This window comes from Ectopseudomonas khazarica (assembly GCF_004521985.1).
Lineage (GTDB): Bacteria > Pseudomonadota > Gammaproteobacteria > Pseudomonadales > Pseudomonadaceae > Aquipseudomonas > Aquipseudomonas khazarica.
Map to the genome: position 1 here is coordinate 307,076 of NZ_SBHZ01000005.1, position 23,577 is coordinate 330,652.

26 protein-coding genes and 2 riboswitches are annotated in these 23,577 nt (G+C 65.7%); of the genes, 17 read left to right on the top strand and 9 right to left on the bottom strand.

Going from position 1 to position 23,577, the window contains the following annotated elements:
* Positions 1-110 precede the first annotated feature (110 nt).
* Positions 111-329: a bacterioferritin-associated ferredoxin gene (locus tag EPK82_RS08785; protein ID WP_037055480.1), complete on the top strand. Its 219-nt coding sequence runs from the start codon at positions 111-113 to the stop codon at positions 327-329.
* Between the two features lie 107 nt (positions 330-436).
* Here the strand turns inward: EPK82_RS08785 and EPK82_RS08790 are convergent, their stop codons facing one another.
* Complete coding sequence (locus EPK82_RS08790) at positions 437-805, bottom strand: DUF5064 family protein (protein ID WP_047584483.1); 369 nt, start codon at positions 803-805, stop codon at positions 437-439.
* A gap of 91 nt (positions 806-896) precedes the next feature.
* Positions 897-1,214: a DUF2288 domain-containing protein gene (locus EPK82_RS08795; protein ID WP_037055475.1), complete on the bottom strand. Its 318-nt coding sequence runs from the start codon at positions 1,212-1,214 to the stop codon at positions 897-899.
* Between the two features lie 294 nt (positions 1,215-1,508).
* On the opposite strand from EPK82_RS08795, the gene EPK82_RS08800 reads away from it, so the two are divergent.
* The 6 genes from EPK82_RS08800 (at position 1,509) to EPK82_RS08825 (ending at position 7,441) form a co-directional block, all read left to right on the top strand.
* Positions 1,509-2,630 carry a branched-chain amino acid ABC transporter substrate-binding protein gene (locus EPK82_RS08800; protein ID WP_037055470.1) on the top strand — a complete coding sequence of 374 codons (1,122 nt, stop codon included), beginning with the start codon at positions 1,509-1,511 and terminating at the stop codon, positions 2,628-2,630.
* A gap of 117 nt (positions 2,631-2,747) precedes the next feature.
* Positions 2,748-3,671: a high-affinity branched-chain amino acid ABC transporter permease LivH gene (gene livH, locus EPK82_RS08805; protein ID WP_037055468.1), complete on the top strand. Its 924-nt coding sequence runs from the start codon at positions 2,748-2,750 to the stop codon at positions 3,669-3,671.
* On the top strand, positions 3,668-4,936 hold the full coding sequence (locus EPK82_RS08810) for a high-affinity branched-chain amino acid ABC transporter permease LivM (RefSeq protein WP_037055465.1): 1,269 nt from the start codon (positions 3,668-3,670) through the stop codon (positions 4,934-4,936). Before livH ends, EPK82_RS08810 begins: the two co-directional genes overlap by 4 nt.
* Complete coding sequence (gene livG, locus EPK82_RS08815; RefSeq protein WP_037055463.1) at positions 4,933-5,700, top strand: high-affinity branched-chain amino acid ABC transporter ATP-binding protein LivG; 768 nt, start codon at positions 4,933-4,935, stop codon at positions 5,698-5,700. The genes EPK82_RS08810 and livG overlap by 4 nt, the downstream gene beginning before the upstream one ends.
* 3 nt (positions 5,701-5,703) lie before the next feature.
* Positions 5,704-6,405, top strand: coding sequence for an ABC transporter ATP-binding protein (locus EPK82_RS08820; protein ID WP_037055462.1), 702 nt, complete (start codon positions 5,704-5,706; stop codon positions 6,403-6,405).
* A gap of 175 nt (positions 6,406-6,580) precedes the next feature.
* Positions 6,581-7,441, top strand: coding sequence for a DUF6279 family lipoprotein (locus EPK82_RS08825; RefSeq protein WP_134676339.1), 861 nt, complete (start codon positions 6,581-6,583; stop codon positions 7,439-7,441).
* Between the two features lie 16 nt (positions 7,442-7,457).
* Here EPK82_RS08825 and ung read toward each other — a convergent pair whose 3' ends face one another.
* Complete coding sequence (gene ung, locus EPK82_RS08830) at positions 7,458-8,147, bottom strand: uracil-DNA glycosylase (RefSeq protein WP_037055458.1); 690 nt, start codon at positions 8,145-8,147, stop codon at positions 7,458-7,460.
* Between the two features lie 140 nt (positions 8,148-8,287).
* Between ung and EPK82_RS08835 the strand changes: the two genes are divergently transcribed.
* Both EPK82_RS08835 and EPK82_RS08840 read left to right on the top strand, forming a co-directional pair.
* On the top strand, positions 8,288-9,100 hold the full coding sequence (locus EPK82_RS08835; RefSeq protein ID WP_037055457.1) for an HDOD domain-containing protein: 813 nt from the start codon (positions 8,288-8,290) through the stop codon (positions 9,098-9,100).
* 96 nt (positions 9,101-9,196) lie between these two features.
* Complete coding sequence (locus EPK82_RS08840; RefSeq protein WP_134676340.1) at positions 9,197-9,610, top strand: PaaI family thioesterase; 414 nt, start codon at positions 9,197-9,199, stop codon at positions 9,608-9,610.
* Between the two features lie 10 nt (positions 9,611-9,620).
* Here the strand turns inward: EPK82_RS08840 and EPK82_RS08845 are convergent, their stop codons facing one another.
* Positions 9,621-10,502, bottom strand: coding sequence for an AraC family transcriptional regulator (locus tag EPK82_RS08845; RefSeq protein WP_134676341.1), 882 nt, complete (start codon positions 10,500-10,502; stop codon positions 9,621-9,623).
* A 124-nt stretch (positions 10,503-10,626) separates the two neighbouring features.
* Between EPK82_RS08845 and EPK82_RS08850 the strand changes: the two genes are divergently transcribed.
* The 6 genes from EPK82_RS08850 to mmsB all read left to right on the top strand — a co-directional run bounded on the left by EPK82_RS08850 (position 10,627) and on the right by mmsB (position 17,666).
* Positions 10,627-12,123, top strand: a complete 1,497-nt coding sequence (locus EPK82_RS08850) for a CoA-acylating methylmalonate-semialdehyde dehydrogenase (protein ID WP_134676342.1) — start codon at positions 10,627-10,629, stop codon at positions 12,121-12,123.
* A gap of 97 nt (positions 12,124-12,220) precedes the next feature.
* Positions 12,221-13,468: an ABC transporter substrate-binding protein gene (locus EPK82_RS08855; RefSeq protein ID WP_047584491.1), complete on the top strand. Its 1,248-nt coding sequence runs from the start codon at positions 12,221-12,223 to the stop codon at positions 13,466-13,468.
* A gap of 6 nt (positions 13,469-13,474) precedes the next feature.
* Entirely contained in the window at positions 13,475-14,638 is a 1,164-nt protein-coding gene (locus tag EPK82_RS08860; protein WP_134676343.1) for an isobutyryl-CoA dehydrogenase, read from the top strand.
* A gap of 18 nt (positions 14,639-14,656) precedes the next feature.
* Entirely contained in the window at positions 14,657-15,475 is an 819-nt protein-coding gene (locus EPK82_RS08865) for an enoyl-CoA hydratase (protein WP_047584493.1), read from the top strand.
* A gap of 100 nt (positions 15,476-15,575) precedes the next feature.
* Complete coding sequence (locus EPK82_RS08870; protein WP_134676344.1) at positions 15,576-16,679, top strand: enoyl-CoA hydratase/isomerase family protein; 1,104 nt, start codon at positions 15,576-15,578, stop codon at positions 16,677-16,679.
* A gap of 102 nt (positions 16,680-16,781) precedes the next feature.
* Positions 16,782-17,666 carry a 3-hydroxyisobutyrate dehydrogenase gene (mmsB, locus tag EPK82_RS08875; protein WP_037055442.1) on the top strand — a complete coding sequence of 295 codons (885 nt, stop codon included), beginning with the start codon at positions 16,782-16,784 and terminating at the stop codon, positions 17,664-17,666.
* A 99-nt stretch (positions 17,667-17,765) separates the two neighbouring features.
* Here mmsB and EPK82_RS08880 read toward each other — a convergent pair whose 3' ends face one another.
* Positions 17,766-18,011, bottom strand: a complete 246-nt coding sequence (locus EPK82_RS08880) for a DUF1145 domain-containing protein (RefSeq protein ID WP_134676345.1) — start codon at positions 18,009-18,011, stop codon at positions 17,766-17,768.
* A gap of 124 nt (positions 18,012-18,135) precedes the next feature.
* Positions 18,136-19,923 carry an alkyl/aryl-sulfatase gene (locus EPK82_RS08885; RefSeq protein WP_047584507.1) on the bottom strand — a complete coding sequence of 596 codons (1,788 nt, stop codon included), beginning with the start codon at positions 19,921-19,923 and terminating at the stop codon, positions 18,136-18,138.
* Positions 19,924-20,019: 96 nt separating this feature from the next.
* On the opposite strand from EPK82_RS08885, the gene EPK82_RS08890 reads away from it, so the two are divergent.
* The gene (locus EPK82_RS08890; RefSeq protein WP_037055437.1) at positions 20,020-20,940 is read left to right on the top strand and encodes a LysR family transcriptional regulator; all 921 of its coding nucleotides are present in this window, start codon (positions 20,020-20,022) and stop codon (positions 20,938-20,940) included.
* A gap of 6 nt (positions 20,941-20,946) precedes the next feature.
* Here the strand turns inward: EPK82_RS08890 and EPK82_RS08895 are convergent, their stop codons facing one another.
* Genes EPK82_RS08895 through EPK82_RS08900 form a run of 3 tightly spaced genes read right to left on the bottom strand, consistent with a single transcriptional unit; the run spans position 20,947 to position 21,750 of the window.
* Complete coding sequence (locus EPK82_RS08895; protein ID WP_134676346.1) at positions 20,947-21,375, bottom strand: hypothetical protein; 429 nt, start codon at positions 21,373-21,375, stop codon at positions 20,947-20,949.
* Positions 21,376-21,418: 43 nt separating this feature from the next.
* Positions 21,419-21,571: a hypothetical protein gene (locus EPK82_RS24755; protein ID WP_167494331.1), complete on the bottom strand. Its 153-nt coding sequence runs from the start codon at positions 21,569-21,571 to the stop codon at positions 21,419-21,421.
* Positions 21,571-21,750, bottom strand: coding sequence for a hypothetical protein (locus tag EPK82_RS08900; RefSeq protein ID WP_037055432.1), 180 nt, complete (start codon positions 21,748-21,750; stop codon positions 21,571-21,573). The genes EPK82_RS24755 and EPK82_RS08900 overlap by 1 nt, the downstream gene beginning before the upstream one ends.
* Positions 21,751-21,953: 203 nt before the next feature.
* A riboswitch (guanidine-I (ykkC/yxkD leader) is annotated at positions 21,954-22,070 on the top strand.
* 52 nt (positions 22,071-22,122) lie between these two features.
* Between EPK82_RS08900 and EPK82_RS08905 the strand changes: the two genes are divergently transcribed.
* A complete protein-coding gene (locus EPK82_RS08905) occupies positions 22,123-23,184 on the top strand; it encodes a putative urea ABC transporter substrate-binding protein (RefSeq protein WP_037055429.1) in 1,062 nt (353 codons plus the stop codon).
* Between the two features lie 173 nt (positions 23,185-23,357).
* Positions 23,358-23,458, top strand: a riboswitch (guanidine-I (ykkC/yxkD leader).
* Positions 23,459-23,577: the final 119 nt, after the last annotated feature.

The window sequence follows — 23,577 nt, forward strand, 5'->3', positions numbered from 1 at the left end:
TGCGCCGTTCGTCAGGAGGTGCGAGCATTCGCAATCGATCTTTGACAAGCATTCTCATTAACATTAGTATCCGATTCATCGAACAGAACCACCAAGGCGAGCCTTGCCCCATGTACGTCTGCCTCTGTGAAGGTGTCACCGATACACAAATCCGCGATGCGGTTTACGAAGGCTGCTGCAGCTATCGTGAAGTCCGCGGCTCGCTCGGCATCGCCAGCCAGTGCGGCAAGTGCGCCTGCCTGGCCAAGCAGGTCGTTCGCGAGACCATCGCCGAAGTGCAAAGCAGCCAGGCCTCCCTCGCCTACCCTGCAGGCTTCGTCGCCGCCTGACACAGGCCCCGCACACAAAAAACCGGATCTCAGCATCCGGTTTTTTTATGGCCTGTGGTCAGCGAGCCGCCGCGTCGGTCGACGCAAATGCCCCCGCATCCGACGCGCTACAGACCATCACGCTCCAGGTGATCGAAGTTCACCGCATCTCCCGGCTTGGTGTGCAGCTTGGCGCGAATGTCCTCGAAGATCGCGTCGTACTCTTCGTGCTCGCGCATGATCGGGCTGTGGTTGGGGTGCAGGCCGTGCTTGGCCACCAGGCGAGAGATCACGCTGGCGAAATTGAAGGCCGTGTCGCGGTGCATTTCGAAGACTTCCTCGAAGGCCTTGCCGTCGATCTCGCCAGCCAGGCGTCCGTGCAGCATCGGGCCTTCCTGCGCGTCCTGACGCACCTCGTAGTGGAAGTCGATGCTGTAGCCGGGCTGACCATCCAGACCAGGCAGCCTGCTGCGATGCAGATGACCGGGTTCGAACATGCTTGCTCTCCTTATCGGTTGCGCTGGCACAGTACCGAGGAACGCGCCCGGACAGTCTAGACCGGGACCTGCAGCGCTGCCGCGCGACATTTCAGTGCAGCGTCGACTGCCCTGCCCTCTCCTGAACCAGCACCCAGGGCGCGACCACCACGGCCCAGAGCTGCGGATCACGCGTCAGCAGATCTTCGGCCTGTGCATCTTCGAGCTTGCTCAGCAGCCCCTGGTTCATCCACTCGGCAACCTTGGCCTGGTCGTTCTCCGCCACGGCCTGCGCGATCGCCACCAGATCCTGCGCCCCGTCGACCCAGAGCAGCGCCCCCCGAGCGAAGAATGGCTGCAGCTCCTGCCAGGTGATGGCCGCCGTCTCGCCGAGCAGCTTGGCATAGAGGGTGCTAGATTGTTCCGTCATGGTGTGCCCCGTGTCGATGGCGGTAAGTGCAGGCGCGCATGATAACGTCGAGCGTTGCCCTGGCAACTGCGCGACGCTCGCCAGCCGACCCAGGCCACGCCGTTTTTCTATACATTTCTTGCATTTAAGCGACAACCCCGTGTTTCGCCTCCCGCTGCCGGCTTTTCAAGGCGCAAATCCGCGCTCTACACTGTTCCGGTACAGTTGCCGGGGGCATTACCGGGATCAAGGACCCGGTTCTGCAGCTTCGGCCGCAAGAACTACAACAATGAAAAACACAAGACTGGAGCATTCATGAACAAGGCTACTAAGCAGATTTCCAAACTGTTCGCGGCAATGGCACTGGCGGGGGCGGCCAGCTACTCGATGGCAGCCGACACCATCAAGATCGGCCTGGCCGGTCCGGTGACCGGTGCCGTCGCACAGTACGGCGAGATGCAATTCATCGGTGCCAAGATGGCCATCGAGCAGATCAACAAGGCTGGCGGCGTGAACGGCGCCCAGCTCGAAGGCGTGGTCTACGACGACGCGTGCGATCCGAAGCAGGCCGTGGCCGTTGCCAACAAGATCGTCAACGACGAAGTCAAGTTCGTGGTTGGCCACCTGTGCTCCAGCTCCACCCAGCCGGCCTCCGACATCTACGAAGACGAAGGCATCCTGATGATCACCGCGGCTTCCACCAGCCCGGACATCACCGCTCGTGGCTACGAGCTGGTCTTCCGTACCATCGGTCTGGACAGCCTGCAGGGCCCGACCGCCGGTAACTTCATCGCCGACCACATCAAGCCGAAGAGCGTTGCCGTCATCCACGACAAGCAGCAGTACGGCGAAGGCATCGCCACCGCGGTCAAGCAGACCCTGGAGGGCAAAGGCGTGAAAGTCGCCATGTTCGAAGGCATCAACGCCGGCGACAAGGACTTCTCCGCGCTGATCGCCAAGCTCAACCAGGCGGGTGTCGACTTCGTCTACTACGGCGGCTACCACCCGGAACTGGGCCTGCTGCTGCGCCAGACCAAAGAACGTGGCCTGAACGTCAAGTTCATGGGTCCGGAAGGCGTGGGTAACAAGGAAATCTCGGCCATCGCCGGCCCGGCTTCCGAAGGCCTGCTGGTCACCCTGCCGAAGTCCTTCGACCAGGATCCGAAGAACCAGGCGCTGGTCGAGGCCTTCAAGGCCAAGAACGAAGACCCGAGCGGCCCGTTCGTGTTCCCGGCCTACGCTGCCGTTCAGGTCATCGCTGAAGGCATCGAGAAAGCCGGCGACACCGATACCGCCAAGGTAGCTGCCGCCCTGCGCTCCAACAGCTTCGACACCCCCACCGGCACCCTGGCCTTCGACGAGAAGGGCGATCTGAAGGACTTCAGCTTCGTGGTGTACGAATGGCACCAGGACGGTTCCAAGTCCGAAGCCAAGTAAGCTTCCCGCCTGAACCCAAAGCCCACTGCAGCCTGCAGTGGGCTTTGTTTATTAGAAGAATTCCGGCCTCGCGCTGCGCCACAAGCGCCGCTTTACGCGCTGCCCAGGAGTTAGGCTATGCCTGATCTTTATCACTACCTGCAACAGTTGCTCAATGGCCTGACCATTGGCAGCACCTATGCCCTGATCGCCATCGGCTACACCATGGTCTACGGCATCATCGGCATGATCAACTTCGCCCACGGCGAGGTTTACATGATTGGCGCGTACGTCGCCTTCATCGTGATTGCTGGTCTCTCCATGTTCGGTATCGAAGCCGTACCCGTGATCATGATCGGCGCGTTCGTCGTCACCATGATCGTTACCAGTGCCTACGGTTACAGCATCGAGCGGGTGGCGTACCGTCCCCTGCGCGGCGGCAACCGTCTGATTCCGCTGATCTCCGCGATCGGTATGTCGATCTTCCTGCAGAACGCCGTGCTGCTCTCGCAGGACTCCAAGGACAAGGCCATTCCCAGCCTGCTGCCCGGCAACTTCATCCTCGGTGAAAGCGCCACCAACGGCGTGGTCGTCTCCTACATGCAGGTGCTGATCTTCATCGTCACCTTCGTCGCCATGATCGGCCTGACCCTGTTCATCTCCCGCTCGCGCCTGGGCCGTGCCTGCCGCGCCTGCGCCGAAGACCTGAAGATGGCCAACCTGCTGGGTATCAACACCAACAACATCATCGCCCTGACCTTCGTCATCGGCGCCGCACTGGCGGCCATCGCCTCGGTGCTGCTGGGCATGCAGTACGGCGTGATCAACCCGCACCTGGGCTTCCTCGCCGGCATCAAGGCCTTCACCGCGGCGGTACTCGGCGGCATCGGCAGCATCCCCGGCGCGGTACTCGGCGGCCTCCTGCTCGGCGTGGCCGAAGCCTTCGGTGCCGATATCTTCGGTGATCAATACAAAGACGTGGTCGCATTCAGCCTGCTGGTCCTGGTGCTGCTGTTCCGTCCCACTGGCATCCTCGGCCGTCCGGAGGTGGAGAAGGTATGAGCACCTCCAGCGTGAAGAACCTCAAATCGGCGATTTTCAGCGCCCTGCTGGTGCTGATCATTGCCTACCCAGTCCTGGGTCTGAAACTCACCACCGTCGGCATCAGCCTGGAAGTGCACGGTGCCACCGCGTTCGAGCTCTGGTGTATCGGCGGCGCTGCGGCGCTGATCTTCGTGTGGCAACTGCTGCGTGATCGCATCACCCCGGCCTGGGCCAAACGACCGAGCTTGCCCAGCGGCGGCCAGGTCGGCAACTTCCTCACCCTGCCCTCCACCCAGCGCTGGATCATCCTGGCCATGCTGGTGGTCGCCCTGGTCTGGCCGTTCTTCGCCAGCCGTGGCGCCGTGGACATCGCCACGCTGATCCTGATCTACGTGATGCTCGGCCTCGGCCTGAACATCGTGGTCGGCCTGGCGGGTCTGCTCGACCTGGGCTACGTCGGCTTCTACGCGGTCGGCGCCTACAGCTACGCGATTCTCTCGCACTACTTCGGCCTGAGCTTCTGGATGTGCCTGCCGATCGCCGGGATGATGGCCGCCCTGTTCGGCTTCCTGCTCGGCTTCCCGGTGCTGCGTCTGCGCGGCGACTACCTGGCCATCGTGACCCTGGGCTTCGGCGAGATCATCCGCATCCTGCTGCGCAACCTCACCGACCTGACCGGCGGCCCGAACGGCCTGAGCATCGCCAACGAGAACAAGCCGACCCTGTTCGGTCTGTCCTTCGAGCGTCGTGTGCCGGCCGACATGCCCACCTTCCACGGCTACTTCGAGATCGCCTACAACTCGCAGTACAAGGTGATTTTCCTCTACCTGATCGCCCTGCTGCTGGTGTTGCTGACCCTGTTCCTGGTCAACCGCCTGCTGCGCATGCCGATCGGTCGCGCCTGGGAAGCCCTGCGCGAGGACGAGATCGCCTGCCGCGCGCTGGGCCTGAACCCCACCGTGATCAAGCTCTCGGCCTTCACCATCGGCGCCAGCCTGGCCGGTTTCGCCGGCAGCTTCTTCGCCGCCCGTCAGGGTCTGGTGACACCGGAGTCCTTCACCTTCATCGAGTCGGCGATGATCCTCGCCATCGTGGTGCTCGGCGGCATGGGCTCGCAGCTCGGCGTGATCCTCGCGGCCATCGTCATGGTGATGCTGCAGGAGATGCGTGAGCTGAGCGAGTACCGCATGCTGATCTTCGGCCTGGTCATGATCTTCATGATGATCTGGCGCCCGCAAGGTCTGCTGCCGATGCAACGTCCCCACCTGGAGCTGAAGCGATGAGCCGCACGATTCTCGAAGTAAGCGGCCTGACCATGCGTTTCGGCGGCCTCCTGGCCGTCAACGGGGTGGGCCTGAACGTCAAGGAAAAGCAGGTGGTCTCGATGATCGGCCCGAACGGCGCCGGCAAGACCACCGTGTTCAACTGCCTGACCGGTTTCTACCAGCCAAGCTCGGGCAGCATCCGTCTCGACGGCGAGGCCATCGAAGGCCTGCCGGGCCACAAGATCGCCCGCAAGGGCGTGGTGCGGACGTTCCAGAACGTACGTCTGTTCAAGGACATGACCGCGGTGGAAAACCTGCTGATCGCCCAGCACCGCCACCTCAACACCAGCTACCTGGCCGGCCTGTTCAAGACGCCCAGCTTCCGTCGCAGCGAGCGCGAGGCGATGGACTTCGCCGGCTACTGGCTGGAGAAGGTCAACCTGGTGGAGTTCGCCAACCGCGAGGCGGGCACCCTCGCCTACGGCCAGCAACGCCGCCTGGAGATCGCCCGCTGCATGATGACCCGTCCGAGCATCCTCATGCTCGACGAGCCGGCTGCCGGCCTCAACCCGCGCGAGACCGAAGACCTGAAGGAGCTGATCGGCATGCTGCGTGACGAGCACAATGTCACCGTGCTGCTGATCGAGCACGACATGAAGCTGGTGATGAGCATTTCCGACCACATCTACGTGATCAACCAGGGCACTCCCCTGGCCGACGGCACGCCGGAGCAGATCCGCAACAACCCGGACGTGATCAAAGCCTATCTGGGGGAGGCGTAATCCATGCTGAGCTTCAACAACGTCTCCACCTTCTACGGCAAGATCCAGGCGCTGCACGATGTCAGCATCGATGTGCAGGCCGGCGAGATCGTCACCCTGATCGGCGCCAACGGCGCCGGCAAGTCCACCCTGCTGATGACCCTGTGCGGCAACCCGCGCGCCACCAGCGGCAGCATCCGTTACCTGGGTGAAGAGCTGGTGGGCATGGACACCCCCGAGATCATGCGCAAGAGCATCGCCATCGTGCCGGAAGGCCGCCGCGTGTTCGCCCGCCTGACCGTCGAGGAGAACCTGGCCATGGGTGGCTTCTTCGGCAACAAGGCGGACAACCAGGAGCAGCTGGACAAGGTCCTGCACCTGTTCCCGCGCCTGAAGGAGCGCTTCGCCCAGCGCGCCGGCACCATGAGCGGCGGCGAACAGCAGATGCTCGCCATCGGTCGTGCACTGATGAGCAAGCCCAAGCTGCTGCTGCTCGACGAGCCGTCGCTGGGTCTGGCGCCGATCATCATCCAGCAGATCTTCGACATCATCGAGCAACTGCGCGAAGACGGCGTGACCGTGTTCCTGGTCGAGCAGAACGCCAACCAGGCGCTGAAGCTGGCTGACCGTGGCTACGTGCTGGAGAACGGCCATATCGTCATGCAAGGCAGCGGTGAGGATCTGCTCAACGACCCGAAGGTACGCGACGCCTACCTCGGCGGCTGAGCCGGACTGCCGTACCCGAAACCGCCCTCCGGGGCGGTTTTTTCACGCCTGGACGACAGGCCTGCAACGCGCGCACACCTGCCGGCCAGCGAACTGTTTAGCGGATATGTCCGCCCTCTTGCATCCGCTTCGCCGCGTATTAGTCTCAACGACTCTACCCAGGCGGACCCCGCTCATGCGCAAGTCCCTGCTGCTGTTGCTCGCCCTCACCGTTGCGCTCGGCGCCTGCAGCCGTGCCGGCCTGGCCTACCGCAACCTGGACTGGATCATCCCCTGGAAACTGGGCGACTACGTCGAGCTGAGCCGCGAGCAGAGCGCCTGGCTGGAACCCAGGCTGCAGCAGCACCTGACCTGGCATTGCAGCGTGGAGCTGCCGCACTACCTCGACTGGCTGCAACGCAGCCGCCAGGCGCTGGCCGAGCGCGACGCCGAACTGATGCTCAGCCAGCTGGACGGCTTCGAGCAGGCGATGCAGCGCATCGCCGTGGAAATCACCCCGAGCACCGTCGAACTGCTGCGCGGCCTCAACCCGCTGCAGGTCGAGCGCCTGTTCGCCGAGCTGGAGGAGCAGAACCGGAAGCTGCGCGTGACCTTCCTCGAGCCGCCACTGGACGAGCAGATCAGCCTGCGCGCCGAACGCATGAACGAGCGCCTGCAGCCCTGGTTCGGCGACCTCGAGCCGGCCCAGCGCGAACGGGTACTGGCCTGGGCCCGGAGCCTGGGCGCGCAGAATCAGGTCTGGCTGGACAACCGCCTGGCCTGGCAACAGGCACTGCGTGACGCCCTGGACGCACGACGTGGCGACGACTTCGCCGCGCGCATCAGCGCCTTGCTGCAGCAGCGCGAACGCTTCTACACCGAGGCCTATCGCGCCAGCTACCAGAGCAACCGCGAGGCCATGGCCGGCATGCTCGTGGATATCGTCGCCACGGCGGACGCGCGCCAGCTGCAACGCGCCGACGAACGCCTGGACGCGCTGCGTGCCGACCTGGCCGCCCAGCAGTGCCGCAGCGACGACACGCTGGCCAGGCGCTAGGCGCGCTGGCAGCGCTTCAGAGCGCGGGCAGGCGCCAGTCGATGGGGGTCATGCCGTTCTGGCTGAGGAACTGGTTGCAGCGACTGAAATGACCGTTGCCGATGAAGCCGCGATGCGCGGACAGCGGCGACGGGTGTGGCGAGCGCAGTACCAGGTGCTTGGTCGGGTCGATCAGGCGCTGCTTGCTCTGCGCATGGCTGCCCCAGAGCAGGAAGACCAGCTTGGGCTGCCGCTCGCTGACCAGCTCGATGACCCGGTCGGTGAAATGCTGCCAGCCCTTGCCCGCATGCGAACCGGCGTTGGCACGCTCCACGGTCAACGACGTGTTGAGCAGCAGCACGCCCTGATCGGCCCAGCTCTGCAGGTAGCCGTGCGCCGGGATGTCGATGTTCAGGTCGCGCTTGAGCTCCTTGTAGATGTTCACCAGCGACGGCGGCGTCTGCACCCCCGGCTGCACCGAGAAGCACAGGCCATGCGCCTGCCCCGGACCGTGGTAGGGGTCCTGGCCGATGATCACCACCTTGACCTGCTCCAGCGGCGTGGAGTTGAGCGCATTGAAGATCAGCGGGCCGGGTGGGTAGATCTCCTTGCCGGCCGCCTTCTCCGTTCGCAGGAACTCGCCCAGCTCCTTCATGTAGGGCTTGTCGAACTCGTCGCGCAGCGCCTCTTTCCAGCTGGCCTCGAGTTTGATGCGGTCATCGGTCATGCCTGTTTCCTGCCTGAATCCTTACAAGTGCAGGCACGCTAGAGAAGGGGCCAGGGCAAGTCAAGGAAGACGATTGCGGCAAGGCCGGGGATGCTTTGCTAGCCTTTCGAACACAGCCACTGACGAATGAATGGAACTCGATGCCGACCACCACCGATACCTTGCGCCTGGCACTCCTCAACCGTTTTCTCAAGGGCGAAGCCAAGATACCGCAGATGCCGGAGGCCGCCGTGCGTATCCGCAAGCTGCTGGACGACCCGCACACCTCGCAGGAACAACTGGCGCGGGTGATCAACGGCGACCCGCCACTGGCGGCCTACCTGATGCAGTTCTCCGCCGCGCCGCTGCTGCGCGGCAACCGCCCCTGCACCTCGCTGCGCGACCTGCTCGGCCGCCTCGGCACCCGCCAGCTGGCCGACCTGGTGCTGGGTTTCAGCCTGCAGCACCTGTTCACCAGCGACGACGCGGCGCTGCAGCAGGCGTTTCGCACGCGCTGGCGCAACGCCCGTGAACGCGCCGCCTACTGCGCCGTACTGGCACAGACCGTCGGCTTCTCCATGGATGACGCCATGCTCGGTGGGCTGCTGCAGGACATCGGCAGCCTGCCCCTGTTGTCGGAGCTGGAACACTGGCCGGAGCTGCCGCGTGACAGCGCCTCGCTGAATGCCCTGTGCGAGCAGCTCTCCGGCGACATCGGCGCGCTGATCCTGACCCGCTGGCAACTGCCGTCGGCGGTCATCGAATGCGCCCGCCTGCATGGCCAGTGGCAGCGCGAGCACGAACGCAGCGCCGACCTGGCCGACCTGGTGCTGCTGGCCAGCGCCCTGCAGTCGGGCAGTACGCCGGATGGCCTGTTGCCGGCCCAGGTCAAGCTCGGACTGGAGCGCCCATTGGACGAACTGCGTGCGGAACTGGCCGAAGGCCTGAAACTGTGGAAGCGCCTGCTCGCCTGACGCCCGGTCATGGCGCCTCATCAGGTCGGTGGATACAGCTTGCCCAAGCCCAGGGGCAGGTCGAGACTCTCCCGCACACCCCGTGCAGGAGGTCACATGAGCGACTCGAACGGCATCAGCCGCGTGCGTCTGGAACAGGCGCTCGCCCACTCCACCTTCGCCCAGTTGCTCGGCGCCGAACTGCTCGAGTTCGCGCCGGGCCGGGTCAGCCTGCAGGTACCCAGCCGTCCCGACCTGTGCCAGCACCACGGCTACATGCACGGTGCAGTGGTCGGTTTCATGGTCGACAGCGGCTGCGCCTGGGCCGCCGCCTCGATGGTCGGTGACGTGGTCACCAGCGAATACAAGCTCAACCTCCTCGCCCCAGCACTTGGCGAACGCCTGCTCTGCCGCGCGGAAGTACTCAAGGCCGGCCAGCGCCTGGCGGTCTGCCGAGCGGACGTGTTCGCCGTGAATAACGGCCAGGAAAAGCTGGTGGCTACCGGCCTGGCGACCATCGCACGGGTCTAGCAGGCCGCGACTACCCCAGGTGCAGCGCCCGGTAGTGACTGGGCGCCATGCCCACCACCTTGCGAAACAGACGCGAGAAGTAATAGGCATCCTCGTAACCCAGTTGCTCCGCGACCTGGCGCACCTCGACATCGCCACGGTCGAGCAGGCGGCAGGCCAGGGCCATCTTCAGCTGGATGAAGTCCTGGATCGGCGCATGCCCGGTCAGGGCCCGATAGGTCTTGGCGAAATGGAAGCGCGAGAGGTGGAAGTGCTCGGCCAGCTCATCGAGGTTGAGGCTGCCGTGCAGGTGCTCGCGCATCACCGCGTGCACCGCCTCGATATCCAGTACCCGCCCCGACTTGAGATTGACCCGCGCCGGCAGCACCGCCAGCGAACTGAGCATCGCCTGCAGCCGATGCGCTGCATGGATGAATGGCAGCGCATTCAACCCCTGCCGCTGCAGCCCCAGCAGCGCCTCGAAGTCCCCCAGCAGGCGTGGCTGGACGCCGATGCGGCGCAACGGCTGGCTACCCAGCAGGTCGAGGAAGTCCTGGCTGAGCGCCCCGTCGAAGTGCACCCAGTAGATGGTCCAGGGGGCATCGGCATCGGCGCCGTAGGCATGCGCGGTGTCCCTGGGCAGCAGCAGCAGATCGCCAGCACCGACCTCTAATCGTCCATCCTCGCCGTGCAGCCAGCCTTTGCCCGAGCGGCAGTAGATCAGCAGGTCATCCTCCGGCTGCGCCCGACTCATGCGGTGCCCGACCGCTTCGGGGTAGAAACCGATGGCCAGCGGGTAGCAGCCAGCACTCAGCGGATGGCGCGCCAGCAGGCGGCGCAGACGCGGCGGCGTGATGAAGCGTTGCCCACCCAGCGGCAACGGCCAGTTGGAGGTTTCCACGCGCAAGCCCATGCTGATCGCATCCCGAGGCAGTCGACGAATCCCAAGATCGTCCATCCTTCGACCAAGATCGTCAATCCACAAGGCCGTTCCCAGCCGCTATAAAAGACCCGGACAAGAACAACAGGAGGCGAACATGCCCCAGACCCTGCCGCAACTGATCGACGGCCAATGGCGCACCAGCCAGGCTCACGAACTGATCGAAGTCACCGACCCGACCACCCAGGAAGTGATCGCCCTGGCGCCCAAGGCCACGGCCGAGGAAATCGAGACTGCGGTAGCCGGCGCACAGCAGGCCTTCCTCGCCTGGCGTGAAGTCCCGGTCTCGGAGCGAGCCCGCCTGATGCTGCGCTATCAGCACCTGCTCAAGGAGCATCACGACGAACTGGCGGAAATCCTCGCGCAGGAAACCGGCAAGACCTTCGCCGATGCCAAGGGCGACGTATGGCGGGGCATCGAGGTGGCCGAGCATGCCGCCAATATCGCCAGCCTGATGATGGGCGAGACGGTGGAGAACGTCGCCCGCGAGATCGACACCGCCAGCTGGATCCAGCCGCTGGGGGTGTGCGTCGGCATCACCCCGTTCAACTTCCCGGCGATGATTCCCCTGTGGATGTTCCCGCTGGCCATCGCCTGCGGCAACGCATTCATTCTCAAGCCGTCCGAACAGGACCCGATGACGCCCAACCGCCTGGCCGAACTGTTCCTCGAAGCCGGCGCACCGGCCGGCCTGCTGCAGGTGCTGCATGGTGCACGCGAGCAGGTCGATGCCCTGCTGGTGCACCCGCTGGTGCGCGCGGTGTCCTTCGTCGGCTCGGTGACGGTGGGCCAGCATGTGTACCGCACCGGCACCCAGCACCTGAAGCGCGTGCAGGCCTTCGCCGGGGCGAAGAACCACATGGTGGTGATGCCCGATGCACCCAGGGACCAGGTCATCAGCAACCTGCTCGGCGCCAGTTGCGGGGCCGCCGGCCAGCGTTGCATGGCGATCAGCGTGGCGGTGTTCGTCGGCGAGGCGAAACACTGGATCGGCGACCTGGCCGAACAGATGGCCGCGCTGCGCCCCGGCCACTGGCAGGACAGTGGCGCCGCCTATGGTCCGCTGATCAGCCCGCAGGCCCGCCAGCGCGTGCTGCGTCTGATCGAGGAAGGCAAGGCCGAAGGCGCCGAGTGCCTGCTCGATGGTTCGCACTGCGTGGTCGACGGGTATCCGCATGGCAACTGGGTCGGCCCGACCCTGTTCCGCGGCGTGACCAGCAGAATGAGCCTGTACCGCGAGGAAATCTTCGGCCCGGTGCTGGTGTGCATGGAGGTGGACACTCTGGAAGAAGCCATCGCGCTGATCAACGCCAGCCCCTACGGCAACGGCACCAGCCTGTTCACCCGCTCCGGCGGCGCCGCCCGGCATTTCCAGCATGCAATCGAGGTCGGTCAGGTGGGCATCAACGTGCCGATCCCGGTGCCGCTGCCGTTCTTCTCCTTCACCGGCTGGAAGGGTTCGTTCTATGGCGACCTGCATGCCTATGGCAAACAGGCGGTGCGCTTCTATACGGAGACCAAGACGGTGACCAGCCGCTGGTTCGACGACACAGCGCTGGGCGACGGGCCGAACATGACCATTTCTCTGAAATGAGAACCGGGTAACGTGTCTTTAGACCAATAGACGATCACCCGAACTGGACAAGCGGCGTAAAAGGGTTCTCAGCAGAACAAGAACAAGGAGAACTGCAATGCGCCAACTGTCTGCCATTCTGGCCCTGTGGGCCGCTGTCACCGCCTGTGCGCAGGCTGCCGAGCCGATCACCCTGGGGCTCAACTACCCGCGCACGGGACCGTACAAGGAGGAGGGATTGGCGCAGATGCGTGGAGCCCTGCTGGCCATCGACGAGCTGAACGCCCAGGGCGGTGTGCTGGGCAGGCCCTTGCGCCTGTCCAGCAAGGACACCGCCTCGCGTCCGGCCAAGGCGGTGAAGAACGTCGACAAGCTGGCCGCCGAAGGCGCCGCGATGCTCTTCGGCGGCTCCTCCAGCGCGGTGGCCATAGCCGCCGGCAAGCGCGCCAAGGAGCACGGCCTGCTGTATTTCGGCACCCTCACCTACTCCAACGACACCACCGGCAAGGATGGCCAGCGCTACATGTTCCGCGAGTGCAACAACGCCTGGATGAGTGCCAAGGTGCTCGGCCAGTACCTGAGCAAGACCTTGCCCAACAAGCGCTATTTCTACGTGACCTCCGACTACACCTGGGGCCACACCACCGAGGCCTCGCTGCGGCAGGCCACGGGCACCGACAACGCCGGCCAGCATGCGGGGGTGCGCGTACCCTTCCCCGGCGCCCGCCTGGCCGACTACCAGGATGCCCTGACCCAGGCCGCCTCCAGCAATGCCGAGGTACTGGCGCTGGTGCTGTTCGGCGAAGACCTGGTGCGCGCCATGCGCATCGCCAAGGACCTGGGGCTGACCGAGCGCATGCAGATCATCGCGCCCAACCTGACCCAGAGCATGGTCGAGCAGGCCGGACCGGACCTGATGCAGGGCGTGATCGGCACCGAACCCTGGACCTGGCGCGTCCCGGCGCTGGAGAAGTCCACGCGCGGCGAAGCCTTCGTGCAGTCGTTCAAGACCCGCTACGAGATGTACCCGTCCAGCTCCGCCGCCTCGGCCTACAGCATCGTCCAGCAATGGGCCGATGCCGCCAAGCGCGCCAACAGCCTGGACAGCGAAGCGCTGATCAAGGCGCTCGAAGGCCACCGCTACAGCCTGCTGAAAGACGAGCAGCAATGGCGCGCCTTCGACCACCAGAACCTGCAGACCGTCTACGCGGTACGGGTCAAACCACGCGAGGACGTGCTCAAGGACCCGCTGAAACAGGACTACTTCGAAATCGTCGACCGCCTCGACGCCAGCACGGCGCTGCCCAGCCTCGCCGAGTGGCAGGCCGAGCGGCGCGCCGGCGGCCAACCCCTGACCTTGCAATGAGATGCCATGGACTTCGAACTCAGTGATGAACAACGCCTGCTGACCGACAGTGCCCGCGCCTTCGCCGCGCGGGAACTGGCGCCCTACGCCGCCGACTGGGATCGCGACCACCACTTCCCGGTCGAGGTGATCCGCCGCGCGGCCGAACAGGGCTACCTGGCCCTGTACATCACCGAGGAGGACGGCGGCCTGGGGCTGTCGCGCCTGTCCAGCGCACTGATCTTCGAACAACTGGCGGCCGGCTGCGTGGCCACCACCGCCTACCTGACCATCCACAACATGGCCACCTGGATGCTCGCCAGCTTCGCCGACCAGGCACTCAAGGACGCCTGGCTGCCCGGGCTGATCAGCGGCCGGTCGCTCGCCTCCTACTGCCTGACCGAGCCGGACGCCGGCTCCGACGCCGCCAACCTGCGCACACGGGCGCGGCGCGACGGCGACGACTACCTGCTCGACGGCAGCAAGTGCTTCATCTCCGGCGCGGGGGCCAGCGACGTGCTGATCGTCATGGCGCGCACCGGCGAGGAAGGCGCCCGGGGCATCTCCTGCTTCCTGGTGCCGGCCGACGCCCCCGGCGTGCGCTACGGTCGCAACGAGGACAAGATGGGCTGGAAGGCGCAGCCGACCCGCAGCATCACCTTCGACGGTGTACGCATCCCCGCCGGCAACCGCATCGGCCCGGAAGGCGAAGGCTTCGTCTACGCCATGAAAGGCCTCGACGGGGGCCGCCTGAACATCGCCAGCTGCTCGCTTGGCGCCGCCCAGGCCGCACTGGAGCAGAGCCTGCGCTACGTCGAGGAGCGCAAGCAGTTCGGCAAGGCGCTGAGCGAGTTCCAGGCGCTGCAGTTCAAGCTGGCCGACATGCTCACCGACCTGACCGCCAGCCGGCAGATGGTACGCCTGGCCGCGCACAAGCTCGATCATGGCCACGGTGAAGCCAGCCTGTACTGCGCCATGGCCAAACGCTTCGCCACCGACCACTGCTTCGGCGTGTGCAACGAAGCCCTGCAACTCCATGGTGGCTATGGCTATCTGAATGACTATCCACTGGAGCGCTGGGTGCGCGATGCACGCGTGCACCAGATTCTCGAAGGCACCAACGAAATCATGCGGGTGATCGTCGCCCGCCGCCTGCTGCAGCAGAGCGGCATGCTCGATCGCCTGCTCTGAAACCTGCAGGAGCCCCTCATGACGACCGCAATCGAAACCTACAAATCCGGCATCTTCGACCTGACCCACAAGCTCACCGTGGAGAAGCACGGGCACACCGCGCTGATCACCATCAACCACCCTCCGGCCAACACCTGGGACCGCGATTCGCTGATCGGCCTCAAGCAGGTGGTCGAACACCTCAACCGCGACGACGAGGTCTACGCCCTGGTGGTGACCGGACAGGGGCCGAAGTTCTTCTCCGCAGGCGCCGACCTGAACATGTTCGCCGACGGCGACAAGGCTCGCGCCCGCGAGATGGCCAGGCGCTTCGGCGAGGCCTTCGAGACCCTGCGCGACTTCCGTGGGGTATCCATCGCCGCAATCAACGGCTATGCCATGGGAGGCGGCCTGGAATGCGCCCTGGCCTGTGACATCCGCATCGCCGAGCGCCAGGCGCAGATGGCCCTGCCGGAAGCTGCCGTGGGCCTGCTGCCCTGCGCGGGCGGCACCCAGGCACTTCCCTGGCTGGTGGGCGAGGGCTGGGCCAAGCGCATGATCCTCTGCGGCGAACGCATCGACGCCGACACCGCCCTGCGCATCGGCCTGGTCGAGCAGGTGGTCGACAGCGGCGAAGCACGCGGCACGGCCCTGCTGCTGGCCGCCAAGGTGGCACGGCAAAGCCCGGTGGCGGTACGCACCATCAAGCCGCTGATCCAGGGGGCCCGCGAACGCGGCTCGAACACCTGGCTGCCCGAGGAGCGCGAGCGTTTCGTCGACCTGTTCGACGCCGACGACACCCGCGAAGGCGTCAACGCCTTTCTGGAAAAACGCGACCCGCAGTGGCGCAACAAATGACCGCACCAGTAGCTAGTCGGGTGGATGTCGCCTTTCACATCCACCATTACCCCATCCGGTGGATGGATAGAGCGCCATCCACCCTACGCGGGAAAACCTCATGAACCTGCAATTCGAAGAACGCCCCAGCCTGCACGGCTATCGCATCGGCATCGCCAGCCTGGACGCCGAGAAAAGCCTCAACGCGCTGTCGCTGCCGATGATCGAGGCACTCGACGAGCGCCTGAAAGCCTGGGCCGAAGATCCGACCATCGCCTGCGTGATGCTGCGCGGCAACGGCCCCAAGGCCTTCTGTGCCGGCGGCGACGTGGTCCAGCTGGTGCACCAGTGTCGCGAGCACCCCGGTGAAGTCCCGCCCCTGGCGCGCCGCTTCTTCGCCGACGAGTACCGCCTCGACTACCGCATCCACACCTTCCCCAAACCCTTCATCTGCTGGGCCCACGGCCATGTGCTGGGGGGCGGCATGGGCCTGATGCAGGGCGCCGGCATCCGCATCGTCACGCCGAGCAGTCGGCTCGGCATGCCGGAGATCAACATCGGCCTGTACCCGGACGTCGGCGGCAGCTGGTTCCTCGCCCGCCTGCCCGGCAGGCTCGGCCTGTTCCTTGGTCTCACCGCCGCCAGCATCAACGCCCGCGATGCGCTGGACCTGAACCTGGCCGACCGCTTCCTGCGCGATGACCAGCAGCAGGCGCTGCTCGAAGGGCTGGTGCAGCTGAACTGGCGCGAGCAGGCCCCGCTGCAGCTGCACAGCCTGCTGCAGGCCCTGGAGAACGAAGCCCGTGGCGACCTGCCGGCGGCGCAGTGGCTGCCTCGCCGTGAACGCCTCGACGCACTGCTCGATGTCGCCGAGCCAGCCGCTGCGGTCCAGGCCCTCAGCGCCCTGCTGGACGACGACGATGCCCTGCTGGCACGGGCGGCGAAAACCCTCGCCGGCGGCTGCCCGCTGACCGCGCACCTGGTCTGGGAACAGATCCGCCGTGCCCGTCACCAGTCACTGGCCGACGTGTTCCGCATCGAGTACGCCATGAGCCTCAACTGCTGCCGCCACCCGGAATTTCCGGAAGGCGTACGCGCGCGCCTGATCGACAAGGACCACAGCCCGAACTGGCACTGGCCGGATGTCGCCGCGATCCCCGCTGCCGTGATCGACGCGCACTTCGCTCCGGCCTGGGAGGGCGAGCACCCGCTGGCCGACCTGTAGCCAGAAGAAACACGTAGCCCGGATGAAATCCGGGGAGGCCGGACCGTCAGCCCCACCCGCACGCCTCGAACGCCGCACGGACAACAACAAGGAGATGCCAGAATGACCCAGATCGCCTTTATCGGCCTTGGCCATATGGGCCTGCCCATGGCTCGCAACCTGCTCAAGGCAGGCTACCCGCTGAAAGTCTTCGACCTGGTGCGCAGCGCCGTCGACACCCTTGCCGGCGAGGGGGCGATAGCCGCCGTCAGCGCCAGCGCCGCCGTCGATCAGGCCCAGGTGGTGATCAGCATGCTGCCAGCCAGCCGCCATGTGGAAAGCCTCTACCTGGGGCGCGACGGCCTGCTCGAGCAGCTGCCGGCCGGCAGCCTGGTGGTCGAGTGCTCCACCATCGCCCCGGAGTCCGCGCGCAAGGTGCATGCGGCGGCGCGCGAACGCGGTATCGAGCTGCTCGATGCGCCGGTGTCCGGCGGTACCGCAGGCGCCGCCGCTGGCACCCTGACGTTCATGGTCGGCGGTGCCGCCGAGGCTTTGGAAAAGGCCCGGCCGCTGCTCGCGGTCATGGGCCAGAACATCTTCCACGCGGGCCCGGAGGGTGCCGGCCAGGTCGCCAAGGTGTGCAACAACCAGGTGCTGGCGGTGCAGATGATCGCCACCGCCGAAGCCATGGCCATGGGCGTGGCCAACGGCCTGGACCCCGCCGTGCTGGCCGAGATCATGCGGCAGAGTTCGGGTGGCAACTGGACGCTGGAGAAGTACAACCCCTGGCCTGGGGTGATGGAAAACGCGCCGGCGTCGAAAGGCTACAGCGGCGGGTTCATGGCCGAGCTGATGGCCAAGGATCTCGGCCTGGCCCAGGAAACGGCCAGCCACCATGGCAACAGTGCGCCGATGGGTGCGCTGGCCCTGCAGCTCTACCGCCTGCTGCTCAAGCAGGGCAAGGGCAAGCAGGACTTCTCGGTGGTGCAGCAGCTGTTCGTGGAGTGATGCCCTGCGGGAGCCGGCGTGCGAGTGAGGTCGCTCACCGGCACGTCGCCTCCCGCACGCAGCGCGATCACCTCAGGCGCATCCTCGTCGCGATCGCGTTCAACGCAAGCGCTGCAGGTGCAACAGGCCGAACAGCAGTACCTGCAGGCGCTGCCACCAAGGCCCCGGCAGCCCGTGCAGGCGCGCGCGGAACAGCAGCATCTCGGCAACGTGCGCCAGCAGTACCGCCAGCGCCAGCCAGTTGACCCAGGCGCCCAGCGGCGCAGCGAAGGGATAGAGCAGGTTGAGCAACGCCACCAGCCAGAACATGGCCAGGACGCCCTTGGCGAAGGACAGCAGGTTCATCGTCAGTCTCCGAGTGGATGAACCCGGAGTGTGCCGGGCCTGACGCCGTCCGAACGCCTCTCTTTCGACTGGCGTGGCCCTGCCCCAGCGGCGATTCGCCGGGGCATGGCAGCAGCCAGATCGGCTAGCGCAGGGTCAGCCCGAAGGCTTCGTCGGTGAAGTCGAAGCAGCTGAGGAAGCGGCGGATGTCCAGCAGGTTGCCATCGACCTTCACATCCCCCAGCAGCGCGCCCTTGACCAGGCCCCCCTCGCCGGTCAGCAGGGTGTCCATGAAGCTCTTGTCCATCGACAGGCGCAGTTCGGTGCCCTCGGGAATGCCCTTGTGCAACTGCGCAACACCACGCCGTACTTCCAGCGCCCACTGCTCTCCGACATCGGGGAAGCTGAAGCCCAGGGTCATTTCCACGTCGCCGGCCTTCTCCGGGTCGATGCGGGTCACCCAGTTCTGCAGGAAGCTCTGCGGGGTGAAGCTGCGCACCATGTCCGGCGAGAGGAACACCTTGCGCATCTCGATCGAGCGCTGGCTGATCTCGTCACCGTCGAGCTTGCCCTCCAGCTCCATGGCGCTCATCAGGTACCAGTTGCGCCAGTTGATGTTCATGCTGGCGTAGCCCAGCTTGCGGAAGCTGCGCGCCTTGATGTCGCGCGCCAGCTGGTCGTCGTGATCGACACGGATGGCATAGCCGGCCAGCTCGGCGGCCCACTGGTAATCACCCTTGAGGTAGGCATTGCCGGCCTCCAGCAGCAGCTTCTCGCGCCCGCCCATCATGGCGATCAGGCGCTCGGCCTTCTGCCGTGGCGGCGTCGGGTCGAGGTCCACCGGGTCACCCTGGAACCAGCCCAGGTAGCCGTTGTAGATCTGTCGCACGCTGTGCTTCACCGTGCCGTAGTACTCACGCAGGTAGGGCGTGTAGCCCGCCAGGTGCGGCGGCAGCTTGACCTTCTCTACCAGTTCGTCCGGCGTCAGCCCCTTGTTCATCCAGCGCACGGTCTGGTCATGGATGTAGGCGATGCCGTCGCGGGTCATGCGCAACACTTCCTCCACCGCGTCCTGACCGCTGACCGGGCGACCGTGCAGCGGCACCATGTAGTCGGCCCGGTAGGCGCGCAGCTTGTCCAGGCTGTCGACCCATTGCACCGGGTCGCGGAACTTGGTGCCGCGCAAGGTGTGGATGTTCGGCAGCGTCGGCCCCTGGTCCACCTCGGCGCTGATCAGCACGCGATTGGCCGGCAGGTAGAGCACGATCTCGTCCGGCGCCTCGCTGGGGACATGCAGGAACTGCACGTCGAGCCCGGCGATGGTGGTGTCGAGCTTGTCCGCGAAGGTCACCGTCGGGGCGATGAAGGTGGAAGGCTCCGGAGTGACCAGCGGGCCGATGCCGCCGTTCATGTCCTGCTCGTCCTGCGCCTCGAGGAAGGAGCCGAAGCTGTAGGCCGAGCGCACACCGAGAATCGGCCCGACCAGTGCGCCCTGGGCCACGACATTGGCCAGCAGGGTGTCGTGGGCGTAGATCTGCACGTCACCGGACTCGACCTGCTCGCGCGTGACGAACGCCTGCACGCCGTTGATATGGTCCGGATGGAAGTGGGTGTAGACCACCGCCTTCACCGGCTTGTCGGTGATCTTGCGGAACTCGGCCATGATCTTGCGCGACTCGCTGACCGACTCGCCGGTGTCGACGATGATCAGCCCCTCCGGGGCCTCGATCATCACCACGTTGCCGAGCTGCCAGCCCACGGCGGAATAGACGTTGTCGGCGACGCGGTAGAGCTGCTGGGCAAAGACCTTGGTGTGGGCCGCCAGCTCGGCGTTGATGCTGGGCTCGATGCGCTCGGCCGGCAGCTCGGCATAGGCGCTCAGGGGCAGGGAGGCGGCCAGCAGCAGGCCGCTCAAGCGAAGGAATGTGCTCATGGCGATGGACGTCTTGTTGTTGGAGTGCTGGCAGGTTGGCAAAGCCTGTTCGATAATTCCAATGCATTCGAATAAGCAATTTGATGCACAACGCACATGAACGATCTACGCCAGCTTCGCCACTTCGTCGCGCTCGCCGAGCACCAGCACTTCGCCCGTGCCGCTGCCGCCGTGCACCTCAGCCAGCCTGCCCTGAGCCGCAGCATCCAGGCCCTGGAGAGCCAGCTCGGCTGTACCCTGGTGGATCGCCACAACCGTGGCGTCACCCTCACCGCCCATGGCCGGCTGGTGCTGGAGCATGCCCGGCGCCTGCTGGCCGGCAGCCTGGCGTTGAGCAACGCGGTCAACCAGCTGGGCAACCTGCAGGCCGGCGAGCTGCGCCTGGGCGCGGGCCCCTACCCCGCCGCCAGGCTGGTACCGCAGGCGCTCGGCCAGTTGCTGCAGCGCTATCCGCGCGTGCAGGTGAAACTGAACATCGCCAACTGGCTGGAGCTGCGCGACGCGCTGCTGGAGTCGACCATCGAGCTGTTCGTCGCCGACATCCGCGAACTGCAAGGCGATGCGCAACTGCACATCGAGCCGCTACGGGTGCACCATGGCGTACTGTTCTGCCGCCCGGCGCACCCCCTGCTGCAACGGCGCGAGCTGAGCCTCGGCGACCTGCTCGACTTCCCCCTCGCCGGCACGCAGTTGCCGCATGTGGTCGAGCGCAGCCTGAGCGCTGCCAGCGGCCGTCTGCAGCCGCTGAGCGTGGAGTGCGACAACTTTCTGGTGCTCAAGCGCCTGGTCGCGGGCAGCGACGTGCTGAGCATGGCGCCCTGGGACGTGATTGCCGAAGAAGTTCGCAGCGGCCAGCTCTGCCTGCTGCCCATGCAGGCGGAAGGGCTGCACCAGCACTCGGCCTATGGCCTGGTCAGCCGCGCCGGCCACAGCCTGTCGCCAGCGGCGCAGGCCATGGTCGAGGCGATTCGTCGGGTCGATGAGCAAACCCCGCACAGCGAAACCGTGCGGGGCTGAACGGGACTACCAGCGGCGCTCGTTGCTGCGCCGCTGCTCGCTGTAGCTGCGCCCATTGGAGTAGCGCTGCGGGGTGCTCCGTCCGGTGTCCCAGCCGCGCAGGACCTTGACGCCACGCTGTTCCTGGCGCCGCGCGTCACGCTGCCTGTCATGGCGTGGCTGCTCGTGACGCTTGTAGTCGTCGCGGTAGTGTGGCGCGTAGCCATAGCGTTGACGCGGTTGCGGCGCCGGCACATAGCGGGGTGGCGCCTGGTACTGGCGACGGCGGTCGTCGTAGTAATAGCGCGACGTCACGTACACCGGTGGCGAATAGTCGTGACGGTAGCCGTTGTAGTAGGCGTGATTGCGGTAGCCGCGATCGTGGTCGTAGCCATACACCGCACAACCGCCGAGCGGCAGGATCAGCAACGTGGCAAGCAGGATTCTGTAGAACATGGGAGCCTCCACAGGGGAAGCGGGCCAGTGGCCCGGAAGCGGATCAGCAACGACCCTTCTTGGCCTGCCCCGGAGGGCAGTGCGAAGGACCACCACCGTCACCGATATCGACGCCGATACCTGGCAACCGCAGGCTGCAGCCCGACAGACCGATGGCCAGGCTGGCGGCCAGCAACAAGGTGCAGAGGGTTTTCATCAGCAACTCCCCTTCATGCGATGCCCCGGCGGGCAGAAGTAGCCGCCGTTGGAGTGGCCACGGCCATCCAGATCGACACGAATCACGTCAGGGTCACCTACCCGCGCATGCACGCCCGGCGCGCTGAAGCTGCAGCCGCCCAGCAGCAACGCCAATGTCATCACAGTCAAACCACGCATATTGGAATACTCCTCGATTTCCAGAAGACTGCTGGACAGGCAGCGGCCCGGTGGTCACGGCACTATTCAGCATGACTGTTCGACAATATGGACTGAGTCACGTTCCGTGCAGCCGAGTGACCAGGATCACAGGCTCGTCACGTTCGCTGGCACACTCCTCGCTTAGCATGGCCCGCAGCGGGAAAGCGTGGCGCTGCCTCAACACAATGGCCGACTAGGGTTCCGGCTCGTCCGATGACGAGTGGCTGGTCCGAGAGTGGGCGACCTCATCAGCGGCGGGGAGCCGCGAGGTTACACGGCGGGACAAAAGCCCGGGAGAACGCGCAGCACGGCTGTCTGCTTTCCCGCGTCCGCCAACCAACCGAGGTCCCTATGCCCATTCGCCCGCTACTCACCGCCCTGCTCTGCGCCTGCCTGCTCAGCGCTCCGACAGCCCAGGCCGCGCCGAAAACCTTCAAGCTCTGCTGGTCGGTCTTCGCCGGCTGGATGCCGTGGGACTATGCCGCCAAGCAGGGCATCGTGAAAAAGTGGGCCGACAAGTACGGCATCGACATTCAGGTGCAGGAAGTGCCGGATTACGTCGCTTCCATCGAGCGCTACAGCGCCGGACAGTTCGATGCCTGCACCATGACCAACATGGATGCCCTGACCATCCCCGCCGCCGCCGGCACGGACAGCACCGCGCTGATCATCGGCGACTTCTCCAACGGTGCCGACGGCCTGCTGCTGCGCGGCAGCGGCAAGAGCATCCGCGACCTCAAGGGCAAGACCGTGCTGCTGGTGGAAAACTCGGTCTCCCACTACCTGCTCAGCCGGGCACTGGAATGGGGCCTGCTGGACGAGCAGGACGTGACCATCAAGCATGTCTCCGACAGCGAGATCGCCGACGCCTTTCTCTCTGGCCAGGGCGATGCGGTGATCACCTGGAACCCGATCCTCTCGGAAATCCAGCGCAAGGCGCAGGTCAGCATGGTGTTCACCTCCAACCGGATACCGGGCGAGATCCTCGATCTCACCGTGGTCAACAGCCAGACCCTGGCCCAGCATCCCGAGTTCGGCCGCGCGCTGACCGGCGCCTGGTTCGAGACCCAGCGCCTGCTCGGCCTGCCGACGGCTGCCGGACGCGCAGCCCGAGCGCAGATGGCCGCTGCAGCGGGTACCAGCGCCGAGGACTTCGAAGACCAACTGGGCACCCTGCGCTCGTTCTATTCGCCACGCAGCGCCCTCAACTTCGCCCGCACCGGCAAGATGCCGGACCTGATGCGACGCGTCGCCCACTTTGCCGATGCCCATGCCCTGCTGGGCAAGCGTGGCCAGGGCCTGACCAACCTGGGTATCGAGTTCAGCGGTGAAAAGACCATCGGCAACCCGCAGCGCGTCCTGCTGCGCTTCAACCACGCCTACATGCAGCTGGCCGCCGACGGCACCCTGTAGCGCCCCAGCAGGCGGCACGCCAGCCGCACCACGCACCAGCACGGCGCAGCCTGCCCTCGACGAGCCGCAGCGCAGCGCCAAGCGCCGCACCTTGCGGCGCATGGCACGATGTTCGCTAAGGACATCGGGTGCAGGAACACCCCCGGCCAGCCGGGACCGCGGCACCACAATTTGCAATAGCCGGCTAGGGTTCCGGCTCGCCACAGGCGAGTGACTGGTCCGAGAGCTGGCGACCTCCAGCGAGGTTACACGGCGGGACAAAAGCCCGGGAGAACGCGCCCCATCCGTGGGGAACCGCCGCGAACTCCTGTCCGCCACCGTCAAACTGGAGGTTCATCATGGCTACGCCCCACTCGCACCAGCGGCACCCTGCCGCCTACCGGACACCCGTCA